Annotated in this window: 21 protein-coding genes; 15 read left to right on the forward strand and 6 right to left on the reverse strand. The window is 73.5% G+C overall.

Annotated elements, in window-relative coordinates; all coding sequences use genetic code 11:
• The first annotated feature begins 79 nt into the window (after window positions 1–79).
• The 3 genes from ABZU69_RS06920 to ABZU69_RS06930 all read left to right on the forward strand — a co-directional run bounded on the left by ABZU69_RS06920 (window position 80) and on the right by ABZU69_RS06930 (window position 2,020).
• Window positions 80–592: an ACT domain-containing protein gene (locus tag ABZU69_RS06920; RefSeq protein ID WP_354963453.1), complete on the forward strand. Its 513-nt coding sequence runs from the start codon at window positions 80–82 to the stop codon at window positions 590–592.
• A complete protein-coding gene (locus ABZU69_RS06925; RefSeq protein WP_354963454.1) occupies window positions 589–1,185 on the forward strand; it encodes a peptide deformylase in 597 nt (198 codons plus the stop codon). The genes ABZU69_RS06920 and ABZU69_RS06925 overlap by 4 nt, the downstream gene beginning before the upstream one ends.
• Window positions 1,186–1,303: 118 nt before the next feature.
• Window positions 1,304–2,020, forward strand: a complete 717-nt coding sequence (locus tag ABZU69_RS06930; protein WP_354963455.1) for a hypothetical protein — start codon at window positions 1,304–1,306, stop codon at window positions 2,018–2,020.
• A 6-nt stretch (window positions 2,021–2,026) separates the two neighbouring features.
• Here the strand turns inward: ABZU69_RS06930 and disA are convergent, their stop codons facing one another.
• The 4 genes from disA to ABZU69_RS06950 form a co-directional block, all read right to left on the reverse strand.
• Complete coding sequence (gene disA, locus ABZU69_RS06935; protein WP_089021854.1) at window positions 2,027–3,211, reverse strand: DNA integrity scanning diadenylate cyclase DisA; 1,185 nt, start codon at window positions 3,209–3,211, stop codon at window positions 2,027–2,029.
• A 131-nt stretch (window positions 3,212–3,342) separates the two neighbouring features.
• On the reverse strand, window positions 3,343–4,800 hold the full coding sequence (gene radA, locus ABZU69_RS06940) for a DNA repair protein RadA (RefSeq protein ID WP_354963456.1): 1,458 nt from the start codon (window positions 4,798–4,800) through the stop codon (window positions 3,343–3,345).
• Window positions 4,801–4,883: 83 nt separating this feature from the next.
• Complete coding sequence (locus ABZU69_RS06945) at window positions 4,884–5,642, reverse strand: hypothetical protein (RefSeq protein WP_354963457.1); 759 nt, start codon at window positions 5,640–5,642, stop codon at window positions 4,884–4,886.
• Window positions 5,643–5,782: 140 nt separating this feature from the next.
• Complete coding sequence (locus ABZU69_RS06950; RefSeq protein WP_354963458.1) at window positions 5,783–6,622, reverse strand: UbiA family prenyltransferase; 840 nt, start codon at window positions 6,620–6,622, stop codon at window positions 5,783–5,785.
• Between the two features lie 46 nt (window positions 6,623–6,668).
• Between ABZU69_RS06950 and ABZU69_RS06955 the strand changes: the two genes are divergently transcribed.
• The 4 genes from ABZU69_RS06955 (at window position 6,669) to ABZU69_RS06970 (ending at window position 10,474) form a co-directional block, all read left to right on the forward strand.
• Window positions 6,669–7,442, forward strand: a complete 774-nt coding sequence (locus tag ABZU69_RS06955; RefSeq protein ID WP_354963459.1) for a methyltransferase domain-containing protein — start codon at window positions 6,669–6,671, stop codon at window positions 7,440–7,442.
• A 42-nt stretch (window positions 7,443–7,484) separates the two neighbouring features.
• Entirely contained in the window at window positions 7,485–8,654 is a 1,170-nt protein-coding gene (locus ABZU69_RS06960; protein ID WP_354963460.1) for an acyl-CoA dehydrogenase family protein, read from the forward strand.
• Between the two features lie 87 nt (window positions 8,655–8,741).
• Window positions 8,742–9,800 carry a type III polyketide synthase gene (locus tag ABZU69_RS06965; protein ID WP_354963461.1) on the forward strand — a complete coding sequence of 353 codons (1,059 nt, stop codon included), beginning with the start codon at window positions 8,742–8,744 and terminating at the stop codon, window positions 9,798–9,800.
• A gap of 32 nt (window positions 9,801–9,832) precedes the next feature.
• On the forward strand, window positions 9,833–10,474 hold the full coding sequence (locus tag ABZU69_RS06970; protein ID WP_354963462.1) for a hypothetical protein: 642 nt from the start codon (window positions 9,833–9,835) through the stop codon (window positions 10,472–10,474).
• A gap of 51 nt (window positions 10,475–10,525) precedes the next feature.
• Here ABZU69_RS06970 and ABZU69_RS06975 read toward each other — a convergent pair whose 3' ends face one another.
• The gene (locus ABZU69_RS06975) at window positions 10,526–11,206 is read right to left on the reverse strand and encodes a hypothetical protein (RefSeq protein WP_354963463.1); all 681 of its coding nucleotides are present in this window, start codon (window positions 11,204–11,206) and stop codon (window positions 10,526–10,528) included.
• A 328-nt stretch (window positions 11,207–11,534) separates the two neighbouring features.
• Here ABZU69_RS06975 and ABZU69_RS06980 point away from each other — a divergent pair, with 328 nt between their 5' ends.
• Genes ABZU69_RS06980 through ABZU69_RS06995 form a run of 4 tightly spaced genes read left to right on the forward strand, consistent with a single transcriptional unit; the run spans window position 11,535 to window position 14,319 of the window.
• Window positions 11,535–12,020 (forward strand): CarD family transcriptional regulator, encoded by a 486-nt coding sequence (locus ABZU69_RS06980; protein WP_007073334.1) that lies wholly within the window; start codon window positions 11,535–11,537, stop codon window positions 12,018–12,020.
• Between the two features lie 56 nt (window positions 12,021–12,076).
• The gene (gene ispD / locus ABZU69_RS06985) at window positions 12,077–12,772 is read left to right on the forward strand and encodes a 2-C-methyl-D-erythritol 4-phosphate cytidylyltransferase (protein ID WP_354963464.1); all 696 of its coding nucleotides are present in this window, start codon (window positions 12,077–12,079) and stop codon (window positions 12,770–12,772) included.
• A gap of 16 nt (window positions 12,773–12,788) precedes the next feature.
• Complete coding sequence (gene ispF / locus ABZU69_RS06990) at window positions 12,789–13,271, forward strand: 2-C-methyl-D-erythritol 2,4-cyclodiphosphate synthase (protein WP_354963465.1); 483 nt, start codon at window positions 12,789–12,791, stop codon at window positions 13,269–13,271.
• A 10-nt stretch (window positions 13,272–13,281) separates the two neighbouring features.
• A complete protein-coding gene (locus ABZU69_RS06995) occupies window positions 13,282–14,319 on the forward strand; it encodes a tetratricopeptide repeat protein (RefSeq protein WP_354963466.1) in 1,038 nt (345 codons plus the stop codon).
• Window position 14,320: 1 nt separating this feature from the next.
• Here the strand turns inward: ABZU69_RS06995 and ABZU69_RS07000 are convergent, their stop codons facing one another.
• Window positions 14,321–15,487: a homogentisate 1,2-dioxygenase domain-containing protein gene (locus ABZU69_RS07000; RefSeq protein ID WP_354963467.1), complete on the reverse strand. Its 1,167-nt coding sequence runs from the start codon at window positions 15,485–15,487 to the stop codon at window positions 14,321–14,323.
• A gap of 94 nt (window positions 15,488–15,581) precedes the next feature.
• Between ABZU69_RS07000 and ABZU69_RS07005 the strand changes: the two genes are divergently transcribed.
• The 4 genes from ABZU69_RS07005 (at window position 15,582) to ABZU69_RS07020 (ending at window position 18,711) form a co-directional block, all read left to right on the forward strand.
• Entirely contained in the window at window positions 15,582–16,451 is an 870-nt protein-coding gene (locus tag ABZU69_RS07005) for a hypothetical protein (protein WP_354963468.1), read from the forward strand.
• A complete protein-coding gene (fahA, locus tag ABZU69_RS07010) occupies window positions 16,448–17,644 on the forward strand; it encodes a fumarylacetoacetase (protein ID WP_354963469.1) in 1,197 nt (398 codons plus the stop codon). The genes ABZU69_RS07005 and fahA overlap by 4 nt, the downstream gene beginning before the upstream one ends.
• Window positions 17,645–17,883: 239 nt before the next feature.
• A complete protein-coding gene (locus tag ABZU69_RS07015; RefSeq protein ID WP_354963470.1) occupies window positions 17,884–18,093 on the forward strand; it encodes a DUF397 domain-containing protein in 210 nt (69 codons plus the stop codon).
• Window positions 18,094–18,228: 135 nt separating this feature from the next.
• On the forward strand, window positions 18,229–18,711 hold the full coding sequence (locus tag ABZU69_RS07020) for an SRPBCC family protein (protein WP_354963471.1): 483 nt from the start codon (window positions 18,229–18,231) through the stop codon (window positions 18,709–18,711).
• Window positions 18,712–18,790: the final 79 nt, after the last annotated feature.

Raw genomic sequence — 18,790 nt, forward strand, 5'->3', positions numbered from 1 at the left:
CACGCGGCGCGTTCCCGCTGGATGGGCGGCTCGGGCGGGGTGTCACGGCGGCGGCCGACGGATCGGGCAGAATGCCCGGATGAACGAGCTCGCGATCACCGTCATCGGTCGGGACCGGCCGGGCATCGTGGCCGACGTCGCCGAGGTGCTGGCCCGACTGGGCGCCAATCTCACCGACAGCACGATGACCCGGTTGCGGGGGCACTTCGCGATGACCCTCATCTGCACCGGTCCGGCCGCCACCGAGGTCGAGGCGGCGCTGGCGCCGCTGGCCGCCGAGGGTCAGCTTCTGGCGACGGTACGCGCGGTCATCCCGGACGGTGAGGTGGCCCCGGTGGGCGAGCCGTACGTGATGGCGGTGCACGGGTCGGACCGGATGGGCATCGTCGCGGCGATGACCCGGGTGCTGGTGGACGCCGGCGGGAACGTCACCGACCTGAGTACCCGGTTGGCCGGCTCGCTCTACGTGGTGCTGGCTGAGGTGGAGTTGCCGGCCGGCGTCGCCGACGGGCTGACCGACCGGTTGCATCGGACGGCTGCCGAGCTGGGGGTCGAGGTCACCCTCCGGCCGGCGGATCCGGATCTGCTGTGACCGGCGAGCGGAGCGACCCGGGCACTGACTGGAACGTCGGGACGTACGTCGGCCTGGGCGACTGGACGCCGGAGTCGCTGGCCGAGCCGGGCGAGGTGCGCGCGGTGGTGTCGGCCCCGCACCCGGTGCTGAGCCGGGCCGGCGGCGAGGTCGATCCAACCGCGGGGGACACCGTCCGGTTGGCCGCCGACCTCGTCGCCACCATGCGGGTGTCGCCGGGTTGCGTCGGCCTGGCCGCACCGCAGATCGGGGTGGCGGCCCGGGTGTTCGCCGTCGACGTGACCGGGCATCCGAAGGCCGTCACCGTGCACGGCACCTTCGTGCTCTGCAACGCCCGGGTGGTCGAGGCGACCCGGTGGAAACCAGGCCGGGAGGGCTGCATGTCGGTGCCGGACCTGACCGGGGACGTGAAGCGGGCCAGCCGGTTGGTGGTGGAGGGCGACCTGCCGGGCAGCGGGGAACCGGTCCGTCTGGTGACCGACGGCTTCGAGGCGCGCGCGTTGCAGCACGAGATCGACCACTGCGCCGGGCTGCTCTTCCTCGACCGGGTGGCCGGCGCACACGCCGTCTATCAGCGCAAGGTCTACCTCTGACGGTGCGCCGGACGATCGACAATGTCGTCCTCAGTGGACGGTTACCGGGTGGTGCCGGCGGCGCTCCGGCGCGTCGCGGCGGGCTGGGGGGCGCAGCGCCGCTACGGTGGGAGGCATCATGCGTCTGACGGTCGGCCCCCTGCCACCCGCCGTGTACTGGCGGCGTCGCGCCGTCGTACTCGGAGCGGGGCTTCTCTTCCTGATTGTCCTGCTCTACTCGTGCACCGGCTCGGGTCGCTCCGACGGTCGGCCGCAGGCGGGGGAGACGCCGACGTCTGCTCCGACGTCCGCCGCGAGCCCGGGTCCCGGCGGGCCGGTGTTGACCCCGCAGACCGGCGCTCCGCCGGCGTCCGACGATCCTGACAACGGGAGTCCGAGCCCGGAGACCACCAGCAACGACCCGCCACCGGGCTCGGCTGCCGGGTCGGTGGACGACGGCACCTGCACCGATGCGGAGATCAGCGTGACCTCGGTGGCACGGCCCACCTCCGTTCAACGCGGAGCGGTCGTCGACCTGAAGCTCAAGATCAAGAACACCTCGGACCGGACGTGCAGCCGGAACGTCGGTGCCGACCTTCAGGAGATCTTCATCAAGTCCGGGGCCGAGAAGGTGTGGTCGTCGGACACCTGCGGCAAGGTCAAGGGTTCGGACGTGCAGTCCTTCACCCCGAACTTCGAGCGTTCCTACGAGGTGGGCTGGAACGGGCGGGACACCACCCGCTGCGACGGCAGTGGGCTGGCCGCCGGCCCCTTCCCGCCGGTCGGGACGTACCAGGTGTTCGCCCGGGTCGGCACCAAGCTCAGCGCGCCGGTAAAGGTCACAGTCACCGGCTGAGCCGGGTCAGACGTACCGCTCCAGGATTGATGCCTCGGCGAGCCGGGACAGCCCCTCGCGGACACCCCGGGCCCGGGCATCGCCGACCCCCTCGACTGCCTGCAGGTCCTCCACCGTGGCGCCCAGCAGCCGCTGGAGGCTGCCGAAGTGCACCACCAGCCGGTCGACCACCGGCACCGGCAGCCGGGGCACCTTGGCCAGCAGCCGGAAGCCCCGAGGGCTGACCGCGGCGTCCAGCGCGTCCGATGCGGCCGGGTAACCGATGGCCTTGGCCACCGACACCAGGTCGATCAGCTCGGTGGCGCCGAGCAGGTCCAGCTCGACCAGCGCCTCGTCCAGAGTGCGGGACTTGCGGCCGACCGGGAGGTAGTCCCGGATGACCAGCGTCCGGTCGGCGTCCACGCCGGCCATCAGCTCGTCGAGCTGGAGGGCGAGCAGACGGCCATCGGTGCCCAGCTCGACCACGTAGCCGGCGATCTCGTCGGCGATCCGGCGGACCATCTCCAGTCGCTGCACCACCGCCACCGCGTCCCGCACGGTGACCAGGTCCTCGATCTCCAGCGCGGAGAGCGTCCCGGAGACCTCGTCCAGCCGGAGCTTGTAGCGCTCCAGGGTGGCCAGCGCCTGGTTGGCTCTGGAGAGGATGGCCGCCGAGTCGTCGAGCACGTGCCGCTGACCGTTGACGTAGAGGCTGATGATCCGCATCGACTGGCTGACCGAGATGACCGGATAGCCGGTCTGCCGGGCCACCCGCTCGGCCGTGCGGTGCCGGGTGCCGGACTCCTCCGTCGGGATGGACGGGTCGGGCATCAGGTGCACGGCCGCCCGGACGATCCGGGTGCCGTCGCTGGAGAGCACGACCGCGCCATCCATCTTGCAGAGCTCCCGCACCCGGGTCGCGGAGAACTCCACGTCCAGGGGGAAGCCGCCGGTGCACAGGCCCTCGACGACCTTGTCGTAGCCGAGCACGATGAGCGCGCCGGTGCGGCCGCGCAGAATGCGCTCTAACCCGTCCCGCAGCGCGGTGCCGGGTGCCATCAGGGCGAGGTTCGCCCGCAGCGGGTCCCCGGCGCTCCCGGCGGCTCCCGCGGTCACGCTGACACTGATCGTGCGGGCGGGCGAGCCCACGCCGCCGGTGCGGGCGTGGGGCGGCGCGCCGGCAGGCTTGGTGGTATCGCGGTCGATCGGCACGGGCACAGTCTACGGACTGCCGTGCGGTGGGTGCTGTCGTGGTTACTGTGATGTGTCACGATGCCGCCCCTTCAGCCGTTTCCCGCTTGCGGCGTGCTGTCCGGTATCGCCGTCCCCGTCGACACGGTGGGTCACTCGGCGGACGCACGAGCGGCATGGTGCAACGCCGAGCGGACGTCCGTGACCTCGGTCACCCGCATCTGTTCGGGACCGGCACCGGTGCTGGCCGGGCCGCAGCCGGGCGGGACCAGGGCCACCTTGAACCCGAGCCGGGCCGCCTCGGCCAACCGGCGCGGCACCGCCCCGACCCGGCGCACCTCGCCGGTCAGCCCCACCTCGCCGATCGCCACCAGGTGCGGCGCGATGGCCAGGTTGAGCCCGCCGGACGCGACCGCCAGCGCGACCGCCAGGTCGGCGGCCGGCTCCACCACGCGGATTCCGCCCACGGTGGCCGCGAAGACCTCCCGGTCGTGCAGGGTGAGCCGCTCGGTGCGGCGTTGCAGCACCGCGAGCACCATCGCCAGCCGGGCCGAGTCGAGGCCGGAGACCGTACGCCGGGGCGAGCCGGCGACCGTCGCGCCGATAAGTGCCTGCACCTCGGTGACCAGGGCGCGGCGCCCCTCCATCGCCACCGTCACGCAGGTGCCCGGCACCGGCTCGGAGTAACGGGTCAGGAACAGCCCGGACGGGTCGGCGAGGCTGCTGATGCCGCCCTCGTGCATCTCGAAGCAGCCGACCTCGTCGGCCGCGCCGAACCGGTTCTTGACGCCGCGCACGAGCCGCAGCGACGAGTGCTTGTCGCCCTCGAAGTGCAGCACCACGTCGACCAGGTGCTCCAGCACCCGGGGGCCGGCGACCTGGCCGTCCTTGGTGACGTGCCCGACCAGCACCGTGGCGATGCCCCGCTCCTTGGCGACCGAGACCAGCGCCGAGGTGACCGCCCGGACCTGGGTCACCCCACCGGGCACCCCCTCGGTGCCGGTCGTCGAGATGGTCTGCACCGAGTCGAGCACCAGCAGGCCCGGCTTGACCGCGTCGAGGTGCCCGAGCACCGCCGCCAGGTCGCTCTCCGCCGCGAGGTAGAGCTGGTCGTGCAGGGTGCCCATCCGCTCGGCGCGGAGGCGTACCTGACTGACCGACTCTTCGCCGCTGACCACGAGCGACGGGCTGCCGGCGCCGACGGCCCACTGCTGCGCCACGTCCAGCAGCAGGGTGGACTTGCCCACGCCCGGCTCGCCGGCGAGCAGCACCACCGCGCCCGGGACCAGGCCGCCGCCGAGCACCCGGTCGAGCTCGCTCACCCCGGTGGGCCGGGCGCGGGCCGGTGCGGCGCTGATGGTGGCGATCGGTCGGGCCGGCTCGGCGGGAAGCCGGGAGCTGACCACCCGACCGGAGACCGTCGGGCCGGTCACCGTGCACTCGACCACCGAGCCCCACTCGCCGCATTCCGGGCAGCGCCCCACCCACTTCGGCGGCTGGTGGCCACAGGCGTCGCACTCGTAGGCCGGGCGTGGCTCGCGGGCGGTGGACCGACCGCGGGCGCCGCTGGCCGTGCCGCCGCGCGGAGGGGTCGATCGGGAGGTGGTCACATCAGGACGCTAGCCCTCGCGTACGACGAAAACACCCCGGCGTGGTGGTCACCACGCCGGGGCGTTTGTCGATGTCGCTCGGGTCAGCCGTGGGTCGTGCCGCCCTCGTCACCCTCGTAGCCGCCCTCGCGCTCGATGATCGGCGAGGGGGGCGCTGCCGGGGTGAGCGGCACCGCGACCGGCGCGGGGCCGGTGAGCGTGTTGCCGTTACCGAAGTCGAAGGTCACGACGACGTTCTGGCCGGAGCGCAGCGCCTCGGTCAGGCCGATCAGCCGGAGCTGCTGGGTGGCCTCGGAGTTGAGCTGGAGGTAGCTCAGCGGAGCCAGCTCGATCCGGGCGGGCTGACCCGGAGTGGAGGGGCTGGCCGAGCCGGACGCCCGCGCGGACTCCGGGGCGGACGGGGTGGCCGAGGACGATCCGGTCTCCGACGGGGTCGCCGACGGGCTGGCCGAGCCGGAGTCGGAGGCGGACGGGCTGGCGGAGGCCGACTCGGAGGCGGACGGCGACGGGCTCTCCGAGCCGCCGCTGATCACGACCTCGCGGGCGCTCTCGGTGGTGACGGTGACCGTCACCGTGTCCTTCGAGTCGTTGTAGATCACGGCGTTGAGTGTTGCGTCCTGCCCAGCCCGGTAGCCCTCGGTGCCCGGGTACTCGACCAGCAGGCCACGCACCGCGAAGACGCCGTTGCCGGACGAGAGGTTCACGCCCTGGACCGACGTCGCCTTCTTGGCGGTCTCGGCGATCTGGCCGGCGCCGCACCCGGACGCCAGCAGGCTGGTCGTCACCGCAATCCCGGACAGCAACAGGGCCGCCCGCCGGGATCCCCTGATCGAGCGCGTCACGTCGGTCCTCCTCGTCACGATCCCCACCCGGCCGTACGCCGGGCACGGTGGCCATACCCGCGCAGACCGCGCTCCAGGGTAGTTGGAGCTGATCGAGGCCCGCACGCGGACCCGGGCAATGCCACCTTCCCGGGTGCCGGTCACACCACCCGACCGCTCACCACCAGCAGGACCACGTCGATGAGGGCCACCAGCATCACCGCCCGGAAGGCGGCCACCGGCCGGCGGCCGGCCCGGACCGCCGAGCGCCCGGCGTACCAGCCCAGCGCCGGCACCACGGCGGCCGCGCCCACCGCCGTCATCCCGATCACCGACGGTGGCCCGGGCGGCCCGAGGACCAGGGCCGCGGTCGCCGCGAGGAGCAACCCGGCCGCGGCGGCCCGGCTGCCGGTTGGGCCCAACCGGTGCGGCAGGCCCCGCACCCCGGTGCGGGCGTCGTCGGCCAGGTCAGGCAGGACGTTGGCGAAGTGCGCCCCGGCACCCAGGCAGGCGGCCGCCGCCAGCAGCCAGGCCGGCGGGGTCGGCTCGTCGGGCAGCCCCAGCACCACGAAGGCGGGCAGCGCGCCGAAGGAGACCGCGTACGGCAGCACCGAGAACGCGGTGGCCTTGAGCGGCCAGTCGTAGAGCAGCGCGGAGACCAGGGCGACGGTGAGCCAGAACGCCGCCGTAGGGTTCGTGGTCAGCGCCAGCAGCGGGCAGGCCACCGCGGCCGCCGCCGCGGCCCAGGCCGTGGTGCGGCGGCCGACCGCGCCGGTGGCGACCGGCTTGTCGGTACGCCCCACCGTGGCGTCCCGTTCGGCGTCCAGCGCGTCGTTGGTCCAGCCCACGGCGAGCTGGCTGGCCAGCACCGCGAGCACCACCGAGGCGATTCCGGCCGGCCGGTGCCCCACTCCCCAGGCCAGCAGACCCGCCACTGTGGTCACCGCCGCGGCCGGTTCCGGATGGCTCGCCCTGACCAGCCCTAACACCCTCGACGACATAAGGGAAGTCTGGTCGTTACCGAGCAGTCGTGCCACGCTCGGAGCCATGCGAGACGTGGCTGCGGCCGCGGCGTCCACCGGCCCCCGGGTGCTGCCGCGCAACGATCCGCGCCAGTACGACGATCTGGCCGGTGAGTGGTGGCGGCCGGATGGCGCGTTCGCGATGCTGCACTGGCTCGCCGAGGCCCGCGCGGCACTGGTGCCACCGGCTGCCCGCCCTGACGCGCTCCTGGTCGACCTGGGCTGCGGTGCCGGGCTGCTCGCGCCGCACCTGGCTGGCAAGGGATACCGGCACGTCGGGGTCGACCTGACCCGCTCGGCGCTGGTCCAGGCAGCCGGGCACGGGGTGCGCGTGATCCAGGCCGACGTCACCGCGGTCCCGCTCGCCGATGGCTGCGCCGACGTGGTTTCCGCAGGTGAGCTGCTCGAACACGTCCCGGCCTGGCCGCGCGCGGTGGCCGAGGCGTGCCGGCTGCTGCGCCCGGGTGGGCTGCTGGTGCTGGACACCCTGAACGACACCGCACTGGCCCGGCTGGTCGCGGTGCGCATCGCCGAGCGACTGCCGACCGTGCCGCGCGGCATCCACGATCCACAGTTGTTCGTGGATGCCCGGGCGCTGGTGGCCGAGTGCGCCCGGCATGGCGTCGTGTTGCGGCTGCGCGGCATCCGACCTCAGGTCGGTGGCCTGGTCACCTGGCTGTTGCGGCGGGCCCGCGCCGCCCGGAGGCCCGGTGCGGCGGCCACCGGCCGTGCTCCGCGCATCGTGCCGACCCGGTCCACCGCGGTGCTGTACCAGGGCCGGGGGGTCCGCAACGGATAGTCGGGCCGTGGCGGGGGTAAGGGACGCCGAGAAGGGGGCAATATGACGGTGCACGCGCTGGAGGCGGCCCGCCGGTTGGCGCCGCGGTTCGCCGCGCGGGCGGCGGAACACGACCGGGACGGCTCCTTTCCGGTCGAGGACTTCCGTGACCTGCGGGAGGCCGGCCTGTTCGGGTTGATGGTGCCCCGGTCGTTGGGTGGCCTGGGCGCCAGCTTCGCCGAGTACGCCGCGGTGGCGACCGAACTTGCCCGAGGCAACGGCGCGACCGCCCTGGTGTTCAACATGCACGCCTCGGTGACCGGCGCGTTGGGCGCGGTCACCGAGGAGTTGGCCGAGGCGCTGGGCGTGCCGGACGAGGCGCTGGCCGCCCGGGACCGGCTGCTCACCGCCGCGGCGCAGGGCTCCTGGTACGCGGTGGCGATGAGCGAGCGCGGCGCCGGGGCCCGGCTCTCCCAGCTGAGCACGGTCTACGAGGCGACCGATGCGGGCTGGCGCCTCAAGGGCAGCAAGACCTTCTGCTCCGGCGCCGGGCACGCCGACGGTTACCTGGTGGCCGCGCGCAGCACCGCGGACCAGTCGGTGGTCTCCCAGTTCCTGGTGCCTGCCGGCCCGGAGGGCCTGACCGTCGAGCCGACCTGGGACGCGCTCGGCATGCGCGCCACCTCGTCGCACGACCTGCACCTGGACGTCACGGTGCCGGCCGACCGGCTGCTGGGCGGAGTGGAGGGGCTCGCCCTGGTGGTCGCCCAGCTGATGCCGCACTGGTTGGTGGCCAGCTACGCGGCGGTCTACGTGGGGGTGGCCCGGGCGGCGATCGACGCGGCGGCCGAGCACCTCAACGCCCGCAACCTGGCCGGTCTGCCGGCCGTGCGCGCGCGGTTGGGGCGGGCGGACGCGGCCACGGCGGCGGCCCAGCTGGTGGTGGCCGAGGCGGCCCGCCGGGTGGACGAGACGCCGGGTGACGCGGAGACCAACCGTTGGGTGTGGCGGGCGAAGCTGCTCGCCGGCACCACGGCCGCCGAGGTGGCGGCGTCGATGCTGGAGGCGGCGGGCACCTCGGCGACGCGGCGCGGCCACCCGTTGGAGCGTCTCTACCGGGACGCCCGCTGCGGCTCGCTGCATCCGGCCACGTCGGACGTCTGCGCCGACTGGCTCGGTATTGCCGCGCTGGGCGGGGATCCGGACCGTGACGGATCGGCCCCACGTTGGTGAGCCGGTGCGGCTGGACCGGCGCGGGGGATCGGCTGGCCGGGATGGCCGGGGGGGGAGGAGTCGGGGGAGGATGGGGTCGGACGAGAGGTGGGGATCGTGGCCGTACCAGTGATCGCGGGGCTCGGGACGGCACAGCCGCCGTCCGCTTCGCAGGACGAGTTGTGGGAGGGCTTCTTCTCCCGGCACTTCTCCGGCACCACCCGGTCGTTGGCCCAGCGGATCTTCGCGAACTCGGGGGTGACGCGCCGACAGGCCGCGGTCAATCCCCTGCTGGAGGACGTCTCGGACTGGCCGACCGAACGCCGGATGCGCCGCTACCAGGTGGAGGCGCTGCCGCTGGGCAAGGAGGCGGTCGGCCGTGCGCTGACCGCGGCCGGGCTGGGCGCCGGCGACATCGGGCTGTTCATCGTCTGTTCCTGCACCGGGTACGCCACCCCCGGGCTCGACATCCTGCTCGCCCGGGATCTCGGCATGGCTCCGGACACCCAGCGGATGTTCGTCGGTCACATGGGCTGTTACGCGGCGCTGCCGGGGCTGGGCGCGGCGAGCGACTTCGTCACCGCCCGGGGCCGTCCAGCGTTGCTGCTCTGCGCGGAGCTGACGAGCCTGCACATCCAGCCGTCCAGCGCCCGGGTGGACACCCAGCAGATCGTCTCGCATGCGCTCTTCTCGGACGCCGCGGTCGCCGCCGTGGTGATGCCGGGCGGCCCGGGGTACGTCATGCGTGAGGTCACCTCGATCACCGACACGTCCACCGCCGACCACATGACGTGGGACGTCACCGACGCGGGCTTCCGGATGGGGTTGTCGCCGAAGGTGCCGCAGGTGCTCTCCCGGCACGTCCGTGGGCTGGTCGACGACCTGCTGGCCCGGCACGGCACCACGGTCTCCGAGGTGGACGGCTGGGCGGTGCACCCGGGCGGGCCGCGCATCCTCAACGTGGTCGAGCGGGAGCTGGCCCTCCCGCCGCAGGCGCTGGCGGCGTCCCGGGCGACGCTCGACGAGCACGGCAACTGCTCCTCCCCGACCGTGCTGCTGATCCTCGATCGGCTGAGCCGTGCGACGGCGGCGCCCCGGCGGATCGTCATGCTGGCGTTCGGTCCCGGCCTCACCCTGTACGCCGTGCTGCTCGATCGACAGGGCTGATCGCCGCGCGACCCGGCCGGTACGCTCGCCGCATGGATGCTGCGGCGGACGACCGGCTGCGTTCGGCGGCGCTGGTCGGGGTGGCCCTGGCCGCCCTGGCCGTCGGCGGCTGGTGGTGGCGTGCCGCCGCGCCCGCTGCGACGGCCCAGCCGGCTCCCACCCCGACCGTCCGGCCGGACGAGATCGGGCCGGGAAGTGGCACGCCTTCCGGCGTGCCCGACGTGCGGCGCACGGTGCAGCTGGATTCGGAGACGAGTGTGATCGCCCGCGAGGGGGAGACCTCGTCGGTGTGGATCGACCCGGAGACGGGCAGGATCACCGACCTTGACGGCCCCGCGGATGAGTTCGTATCCCAGGGGGACCCGGCGGACGGGCTGCCCGGATTCAGCGCGACGATCTGGCGGGAGCGGGCGACGCTCACCCCTGGAAAGAGCGTGATCCGGGAGGCCTCGGGCGACGGCGGCCGCTATCTGCTGCAGTACCGCTGCACCCGGCCGGGCGGCATGCTGGTGGTGGTCACCGGCGCGCGGCTGACGGGACCGTCCCGGATCGACTGTGACGGCGCGCTCAACATGGCCGACGTCGACGCGATCGGTGGCCCGATCCGGGTGTCGCTGTCGACGGCCGGCGAGGAGCCGGTCGACGTCGAGGCTCAATTCGTCGAGCTGTCCTGACCCGAGCCGTACGTCCGGCGTTCGCTGGCCGGGCCGTCCGGCGAGGCCACCTCAGCGGGCGAGGGCGGTCAGGTCCTCCCGGTACGCGTCGACCGGCCCCACTTCGGGTAGCACCCGGGTCACCACGCCGGCGCGGTCGACCAGCAGTGCGGTCGCGGTGTCGTTGCGCGCCGGCTCGCCCAGGAACGAGCGCAGCCCGCCAGCGGGGTCGGCCAGGGCGCGGACGTCCCGCCCGACCGGCGGTGGGGCGGTAACCGCCCGCCCTCCGCTGACGGTGACCACGGCCACCCCGGCGGGCGCCGCCGCCACGGCCTCGGCCACCCGGTCCGCGCACGGGCAGCCGTCCACCAGGATGATCATGGCGGGCAGTAGGCCGCGCAGGGGTACCGGTGACTGGCCGGCGTCGACCAGGTCCAGCGCGGGCAGCGCCCGCCCGGCGAGGGGCGCGGGTGGCGCGTAGGGAGCCGGGGTCGGGCGGTCGGCGCCACGGTTGGCGCGCGGCCAGGTGACCGCCAGCAGGCCGGCCAGTGTGGTGAGCACGGCCACCAGCAGGATCAGCAGTGGCAGGGCCATGGCGCGGTGCCCACCCGGTAGGCCGGTGGTCCGGCGCAGCTCACGGCGGATCTGGGCGGCCTCGGTGGCGAGTGCGGACGCGTCGTCGGGGACGACCACCCGACCCCACTCGGGTGGCAGGTCGGGCAGCCCGTGGCCCTCTGCGTCCGGCTTGCCCATCGGACCCCCTGGCAGCGTCTCGAGAGCGGAGTGTGGTGCTGCCTCCAGCGTCCCGCACCGGGGGCACCTCCCGCTACACCTGGGCGCGGTCCCGCCCGGCGGGATACCATGAGGTGAGCGCATAGCCCTTGATCTCGACGTTCTGTTCACCCGTACCGGGAAGTCATCCGTGCGTTACGGAGCGTGTTCGAACCATCGGTTTGACCGCCTGTCAAGCTGAAGAAAGACCTCTCACAGGGCCCCTGAGCTGCGCCAACGGTCAGGACATCGGTGAGACATCGGTGCCTGACCGTGTTACCCTAGACACAGCGAAAGGGGTTTCGAACCTATGGTTTTCAGTGTCGGCGAGACCGTTGTTTACCCCCACCACGGGGCCGCACTCATCGAGGCAATCGAGACTCGGGTCATCAAGGGCGAGCCTAAGCAGTACCTCGTCCTGAGGGTCGCGCAGGGTGACCTGACGGTCCGGGTGCCGGCCGAGAACGCCGAGATCGTGGGCGTGCGTGAGGTGGTCGGCGAAGAGGGCCTCGGCAAGGTCTTCGACGTTCTTCGGGCTCCGCACACCGAGGAGCCGACCAACTGGTCGCGGCGTTACAAGGCCAACCTGGAGAAGCTGGCCTCCGGCAACCCGCTGAAGGTCGCCGAGGTCGTGCGTGACCTGTGGCGTCGGGAGCGGGAGCGGGGCCTTTCCGCGGGCGAGAAGCGGATGCTCGCCAAGGCCCGTGACATCCTCGTCGGCGAGGTCGCGCTGGCGGAGAAGAGCACCAAGGACGAGGCGGAGACGCTGCTCGACAAGGTGCTCACCGAGGCCTAGTCCGCACAGCATCGTCGTACCCACTTCGTAGCGAAGAAACCACCGAGGACCGCGACGTGACCGCGCAGCTGAATCCGCGCGGTGACGTCGCGGTCCTCGTGCCTGCGGCGGGTGCCGGTGTACGGCTCGGCCCCGGCCGACCCAAGGCGCTGCGCCTGCTCGCCGGGGAGCCGCTGCTGGTGCACGCCGTGCGCCGGTTGGCCGCCGCACCCTCGGTGCACACGATCGTGGTGGCCGCCCCGGCCGCCGAGGTGACGGCCGTCCGCGAGTTGCTCGCCCCGGTCGCCCCGGTGACCGTTGTGCCCGGCGGCGCGGAGCGGCAGGCGTCGGTGGCCGCGGCGTTGGCCGCGGTGCCCGCCGGTCCGGCGATCATCCTCGTGCACGACGCCGCCCGTGCGCTAACGCCGCCCGAGCTGGTGGAGTCCGTCGCCGCAGCGGTCCGGGACGGGCGGGACGCGGTCATCCCGGTGCTGCCGGTCGTCGACACGATCAAGGAGGTCGACGCCGACGAGGTGGTGCTCGGCACCGTGGACCGATCCGCCCTGCGGGCGGTGCAGACGCCACAGGGCTTCCGCCGGTCCGTGCTCACCGCCGCGCACGCCGCGGCCGGCGATTCGCTCACCGACGACGCCGGGTTGGTCGAGAAGCAGCGCGGCACGGTGAGCTGCGTGCCCGGCTCGGAGTACGCGCTGAAGATCACCCGCCCGCTCGACCTCGCGCTGGCCGAGCATCTGCTCGCGGCCGCCGATTGACGCGTACCCTCGGTTCATGATCGTTCCCCGGGTGGCCGTCGGCACCGACGTGCACGCGTTCGAGCCCGGCCGGCCCTGCTGGGTGGCCGGCCTGCTCTGGCCCGACCAGGACGGCCTCGCCGGGCACTCGGACGCCGACGTGGCCGCGCACGCCGCCTGCAACGCGCTGCTCTCCGCCGCCGGTCTGGGTGATCTCGGTTCCGCCTTCGGGGTGGGCCAGCCGGAGTGGGCGGGCGCGTCCGGGGTGGCCCTGCTGACCGAGACGGCACGCCGGGTGCGGGCCGCCGGCCTGGAGATCGGCAACGTCTCCGTGCAGATCGTCGGCAACCGACCCAAGATCGGCCGGCGCCGCGCGGAGGCCCAGCAGGTTCTCTCCGCTGCCGTCGGTGCCCCGGTCACCGTCTCCGCCGCGACCACCGACGGGCTCGGCTTCACCGGCCGCGAAGAAGGGCTCGCCGGCATCGCGGTGGCCCTGGTGTACGACGCGCCGGCCACCTAGGCTCGCCGCGATGTCCAGCGACCCCGCCTCCGACCGTTCCGCCGCCGACGGCTACCTCGAGCGCGCCCAGCTTCTCGCCGAACTCGGTCGCCACGACGAGGCGGCCGGGGAACTGACCTATGGGCTCGCGCTGAAGCCCGACGACCCGGAAGCGCTCACCATGCTGGCCCGCGTACACCTGGCGGCCGGCCGGCCGGTCGACGCGCTCACCGCCGCCGACGCGGCCGTGGCCGTGGCCGCCGCACCGGAGGCACTCCCGCCGCTGGTCGCCCGGGGCATGGCGCTGGCCGACCTGGAGCGCTACGCCGAGTCGGCCGCCACCGCCGACCAGCTCCTCGCGCTCGGCCCGGCGGACGCGTACGCCCAGCGCAGCGCGGCGGCGCTCCTGGCCGATTCGCGCAACGGCCAGCCGGCGTTGAACGCGGCCTGGCGCGGGGTCGAGCTGGCCCCGGACGAACCGCAGGCGCACCTGGTGCTCGGCCTGGTGGCGGCCCGGCTGGAGCTGTTCGACCTGGCCGAGCGGGCCTACCGCGAGGCGCTGCGGCTCGACCCGCGCCTCGCCGACGCCCGGCACGACGTGGGTGTCATCCGGCTGGAGCAGCGCCGCTGGTCGGAGGCGTTGGAACACCTCGCCGAGGCGGCCACGATCAGCCCGCGCCGGATGGACTCCGGGCGGACCATCGCGTACGGCCTGCATCGTCTGGTGCTCTACGGCGCTGGCTGGTCGCTGGTGGCCGCGGTGCTGGTGGCCTTCGCGGCCTCGGCGAACGACGGCTTCTCCCGCGTCCTGGCGGTGCTCGCCGCGCTCACCGGGGCGATCGTCGTCTGGCAGCTCGCGGCTCGGCTGCCGGGGCTGACCCGGACCGTCCTACCCGCCCTGCTGCACTCGGACCGGACGATGGCCCTGGCGATCTACGCCGTGGCGGCCGCGCCGATCCTGCTCCTGGTGTACGCGGTTGTCGGCTCGCCGTGGCCGCTCGTACTGGCCATCGCCGCCACCGCGGTCGCCGAGTTCGCCATCTTCACCCGCACGGCCATCCGCTCGTGATCTAGGTGCGACGCGCCCACGTCCAGGCGTAGCCGTCGTCCTCGCAGGCGGGGGCCGCGTCGCAGAGGTCCAGCGGGCGGAAGGTGTCGACCATGACGGCCAGTTCGTCGAAGTAGTCCGCACCGATGGAGCGCTCGGCGGCGCCCGGCTGGGGGCCGTGGGTGAAGCCGGACGGGTGCAGCGAGATCGAGCCCTGCTCGATGCCGGAGCCGCGCCGGGCCTCGTAGTTGCCGCCGGTGTAGAGGAGCATCTCGTCGGAGTCGACGTTGTGGTGGTTGTACGGCACCGGGATCGAGTCCGGGTGGTAGTCGACCTTGCGGGGAACGAACGAGCAGATGACGAAGTTCGGGCCCTGGAAGGTTTGGTGCACGGGCGGGGGCTGGTGGATCCGGCCCGTGATCGGCTCGAAGTCGTGGATGGAGAACGCCCACGGGTAGAGGTGCCCGTCCCAGCCGACCACGTCGAACGGGTGGTTCGCGTAGACGTAGCGGGTCCAGCCACGCCGGTGCCGGACCAGCACCTCCGCCTCCTCGCCGTCGACGAGCAGCGGGGCGTCCGGGCCGCGGACGTCGCGCTCGCAGTACGGCGAGTGCTCCAGGAACTGGCCCCGGACCGAGAGGTAGCGCTTGGGCGGGCCGATGTGCCCGGACGCCTCGATGGTGAGCAGCCGGACGGGCTGCTCGCCGGTGGGCACGAGCCGGTGGATGGTCGAGGTGGGGATGACGACGTAGTCGCCGGCCACCGCGTCCAGCACGCCGAACGGGGACTCGACCCGCAGCGCCCCCGACTCGACGTAGAGGCAGTGGTCGCCGGTGGCGTCGCGGAACAGTGGCGATGGCCGGTCGGCGAGGACGTACCCGATCCGTACGTCGTCGTTGGCGAGCAGGTACTGCCGGCCGAGGACCGGGTCGGCGCCGCCGGCGTCGAGCTTGTGGGTGCGCAGGTGGCGGGGCTTGAGCGGCAGGTTCGGCGTCCGGGTGAACACCGGCGGGGTGAACTCGTCGGCAGCCAGGATCGCGGTGGGCGCGTGCCGGTGGTAGAGCAGGGACGAGTCGGAGGAGAAGCCCTCCTGGCCCATCAGCTCCTCGGCGTAGAGGCTGCCGTCGGGCTGACGGAACTGGGTGTGGCGCTTGCGCGGCACCTCGCCGACGCTGCGGTAGTACGGCATCTCGCCTCCCGATATGTCCCGTCAACCGGCCGGAGGCGTCCGATAATCGGACGCTGTTGTCCGTTCCTTGTAGCGTCCCGTACATTCTTGTTCCGTGTCAACGCAGGTGCCCGCACTCCTCGACGGCCTGGTGGATGACGCCGCCGTCTTCCCTCCGGGCAGCGCCGCGCTGCCCGACGCCCTGTCCGCCCACCGCGGGCACCGCGCCGCCTGGTACACCGACCTGGTCGGCCCGCTGCTGGTCCCGGCCTCGACCGTCGCCGCGGGCGAGCTGAGTGGTCTCGTCGACCCCGCCGAGGGCCTGGTGGTCGGCGTGATCGGAGACACCGGGATCGGGAACCTGCCCTTCGCGCTGTCGTTCCTGGCGCCGGACGGCGTCACCGCCCGGCAGGTCGAGGTGGCGGTCGCCCGGCGGGGCGAGGATCCGCTGCCCGGCATCGCCGAGCTGCTGCGGGTGGCCGATTCCCTGCCCGACGTCGAGGCCGTCTACGCCGAGCTGCCGCTGACCTTCGGGCTGACGGGCGCGCTGGACGCGCTCGCCGCCGCCCGGGCCGACGGGGTGCCGGTCGCGGCCAAGTTCCGCACCGGTGGGTTGGCCGCCGAGCTATTCCCCACGCCGGCCGAGCTGGCCGCGGTTATCTGCGCCTGCCGGGACCGGGACCTGCCGTTCAAGCTGACCGCGGGGCTGCACCAGGCGGTCCGCCACCTCGACCCGGAGACCGGGTTCACCCACCACGGCTACGCCAACGTGCTGGCCGCGACGTTGGCGGCCGCCGAGGGCGACGGCGTGGGCACGGTCGCCGAGCTGCTCATCGTCACCGATCCGCGCCCGCTGCTGGAGCGCACGAACGGCCGGCTGGACGCGCTCCGCCCGCTCTGGGTCGGCTTCGGCTCGTGCAGCATCCTGGAACCACTGACCGATCTGATCCGGCTGGGGCTGGTGAACGGGGGCTACGACGCATGACCTGGGTGACCGGTGTCGACGGTTCGCCGTACGGGGTGACGAACCTGCCGTACGGGGTGTTTCGGTCCGACGGGGGTCGGCCGCGGATCGGCGTGCGGATCGGTTCGTGGGTGCTCGACCTGGCCGCGGCGGAGGCCGCCGAGCTGGTGCTGGCCGCCGGGACGCTGTGCCGGCCCACTCTCAACGACTTCATGGCGCTGGGCCGTCCGCAGTGGACGGCCGTGCGGCGGCGGATCACCGAACTGCTGACCGACCCGGCGCACCGGGCCGAGGTGGAGCCGCTGCTGGTGCCGCTGGATGAGGTGGAGTTGCTGCTCCCGGTCGACGTGGCCGACTACGTCGACTTCTACTCCTCCGAGCACCATGCGTCGAACGTCGGGCAGATCTTCCGCCCGGGCCAGCCGCCGTTGCTGCCCAACTGGAAGCACCTGCCGATCGGCTACCACGGGCGGGCCGGCACGGTGGTGGTCTCCGGGACGCCGGTTATCCGCCCGACCGGCCAGCGCGCCTCCGCCGAGGGCCCGGTCACCGGCCCGTCCGTACGCCTCGACATCGAGGCTGAGGTCGGCTTCGTGGTCGGCGTTCCCAGCCCGCTGGGCGCCCGGGTGTCCGTCGACGACTTCGCCGACCACGTCTTCGGCGTGGTGCTGGTCAACGACTGGTCGGCGCGGGACATCCAGGCCTGGGAGTACCAGCCGCTCGGGCCGTTCCTGGGCAAGTCCTTCGCCACCTCGATCTCGGCCTGGGTGACGCCACTCGACGCGCTCGCTGACGCCTTCGTGCCGGCGCCGGACCAGGACCCGCCGGTCGTCGACTACCTGCGGGACGTGCCGCACCTGGGGCTGGACCTCCGGCTGGCCGTCGAATGGAACGGCGAGCGGGTCAGCGAGCCGCCGTTCGCCACCATGTACTGGACGCCGGCCCAGCAGTTGGCGCACCTCACCGTCAACGGCGCGTCCCTGCGCACCGGCGACCTGTACGCCTCGGGCACCGTCTCCGGCCCGGACCGTGGGCAGGTCGGCTCGTTCCTGGAGCTGACCTGGGGCGGGGCAGAGCCGGTGAAGCTCGGCGGGGAGAGTCGCACCTTCCTCGCCGACGGCGACACGGTGACCATCACCGCCACCGCTCCCGGCCCGGACGGCACCACCGTCGCCCTCGGCGAGGTCACCGGGACGGTCCGTCCGGCCCGCTGATCCGGGCACCCCTTGACCGGCCGGTCGGACCGGGTTCGGGGGTCGTGCTGGACCCAGTGTGGGCCCGTCCGGGGAACCGTCTCGTCGATGGGACTGATGATCGCACCGGCTGTGCGATCACCGATCCGGGTTACCCCGTTGATCGTCGCGGATTCCATCGCCGCCCCGCCGCCCGGTACGGGCCGGGCCGCGCCCGGCTGCCAGCGGTGGGGCACCCCATCACACACGGAGGTAGGACGATGCACGATTTCGCGGGCGCGGTATGGCGTACCAGCAGCCGTTCCAACGACCAGGGGCTCTGCGTGGAGGTGGCGGACAACCTGGTCGACGTCGTCGGTCTGGTCGCGGTCCGCGACTCCAAGGACCAGGCCGGTCCCACACTCGCCGTCAGCCCGCCGGGATGGACGGCGTTCATCGGCGCGATCCGGGCCGGTCGCTTCGATCGCTGACCGCCGTACCGGTCGCTGACCGCCGCCGATCGGCCGGGCGAAACGGACAACGTGGCCTCCGGGCGGTGGAAATTCCGTCCCGGAGGCCCCGTCCGGCCCTTACCCCGCGTACCGTCGAGGACACGGGAGGGTGGCATGTCGACGGTGGCGGTTACCGGGTTCATCGAGGCGCACGCCGTCGACGTCTGGCGTCTACTGACCGACCTTCCCGGCCGTGCGGCCCGGCTGAGCGCCGCCGGCCCGGTCGAGCTGCTCACCCCGGGTCCGTTCGGGCCCGGCACCGCGTGGCGCGAGGAGCGCACCCAGCCGGGCGGCGGCACGCTGACCGAGGAGTTCCTGGTGGTGGAGGCGCGCGCCCCACACCGGCTGGTGCTCTGTTCCTCCGGTGCCGGTGTGGACTACCGGATCACCTGGAGCCTGCAGTCGGTCCAGCGTCGCCGTCGTGGCTGCACGGCGGTCACCGTCACCCAGGAGGCGGTGCCGACCGCCCCGTACGGCCGGGTGGTGGCGCTGCTGCTCGGTGGGCTCGCCGCCCGGGCGGTGGAGGTGGCGCTTCGGCGTGATCTCGCCGACCTGGCCCTCGCGGCCGGCGCCACCGGCTCCGTCGAAGCAGCCTGACCTTCATCCGTCCGGTTCCACCGCCGATGTCCCCGCCGGTCGGCGCGACCTGACCAGGGTCCGACGGGTTCCGCTGGGT

Origin of the sequence: Micromonospora sp. NPDC005206 (genome assembly GCF_040608175.1) — a bacterium.
Lineage (GTDB): Bacteria > Actinomycetota > Actinomycetes > Mycobacteriales > Micromonosporaceae > Micromonospora.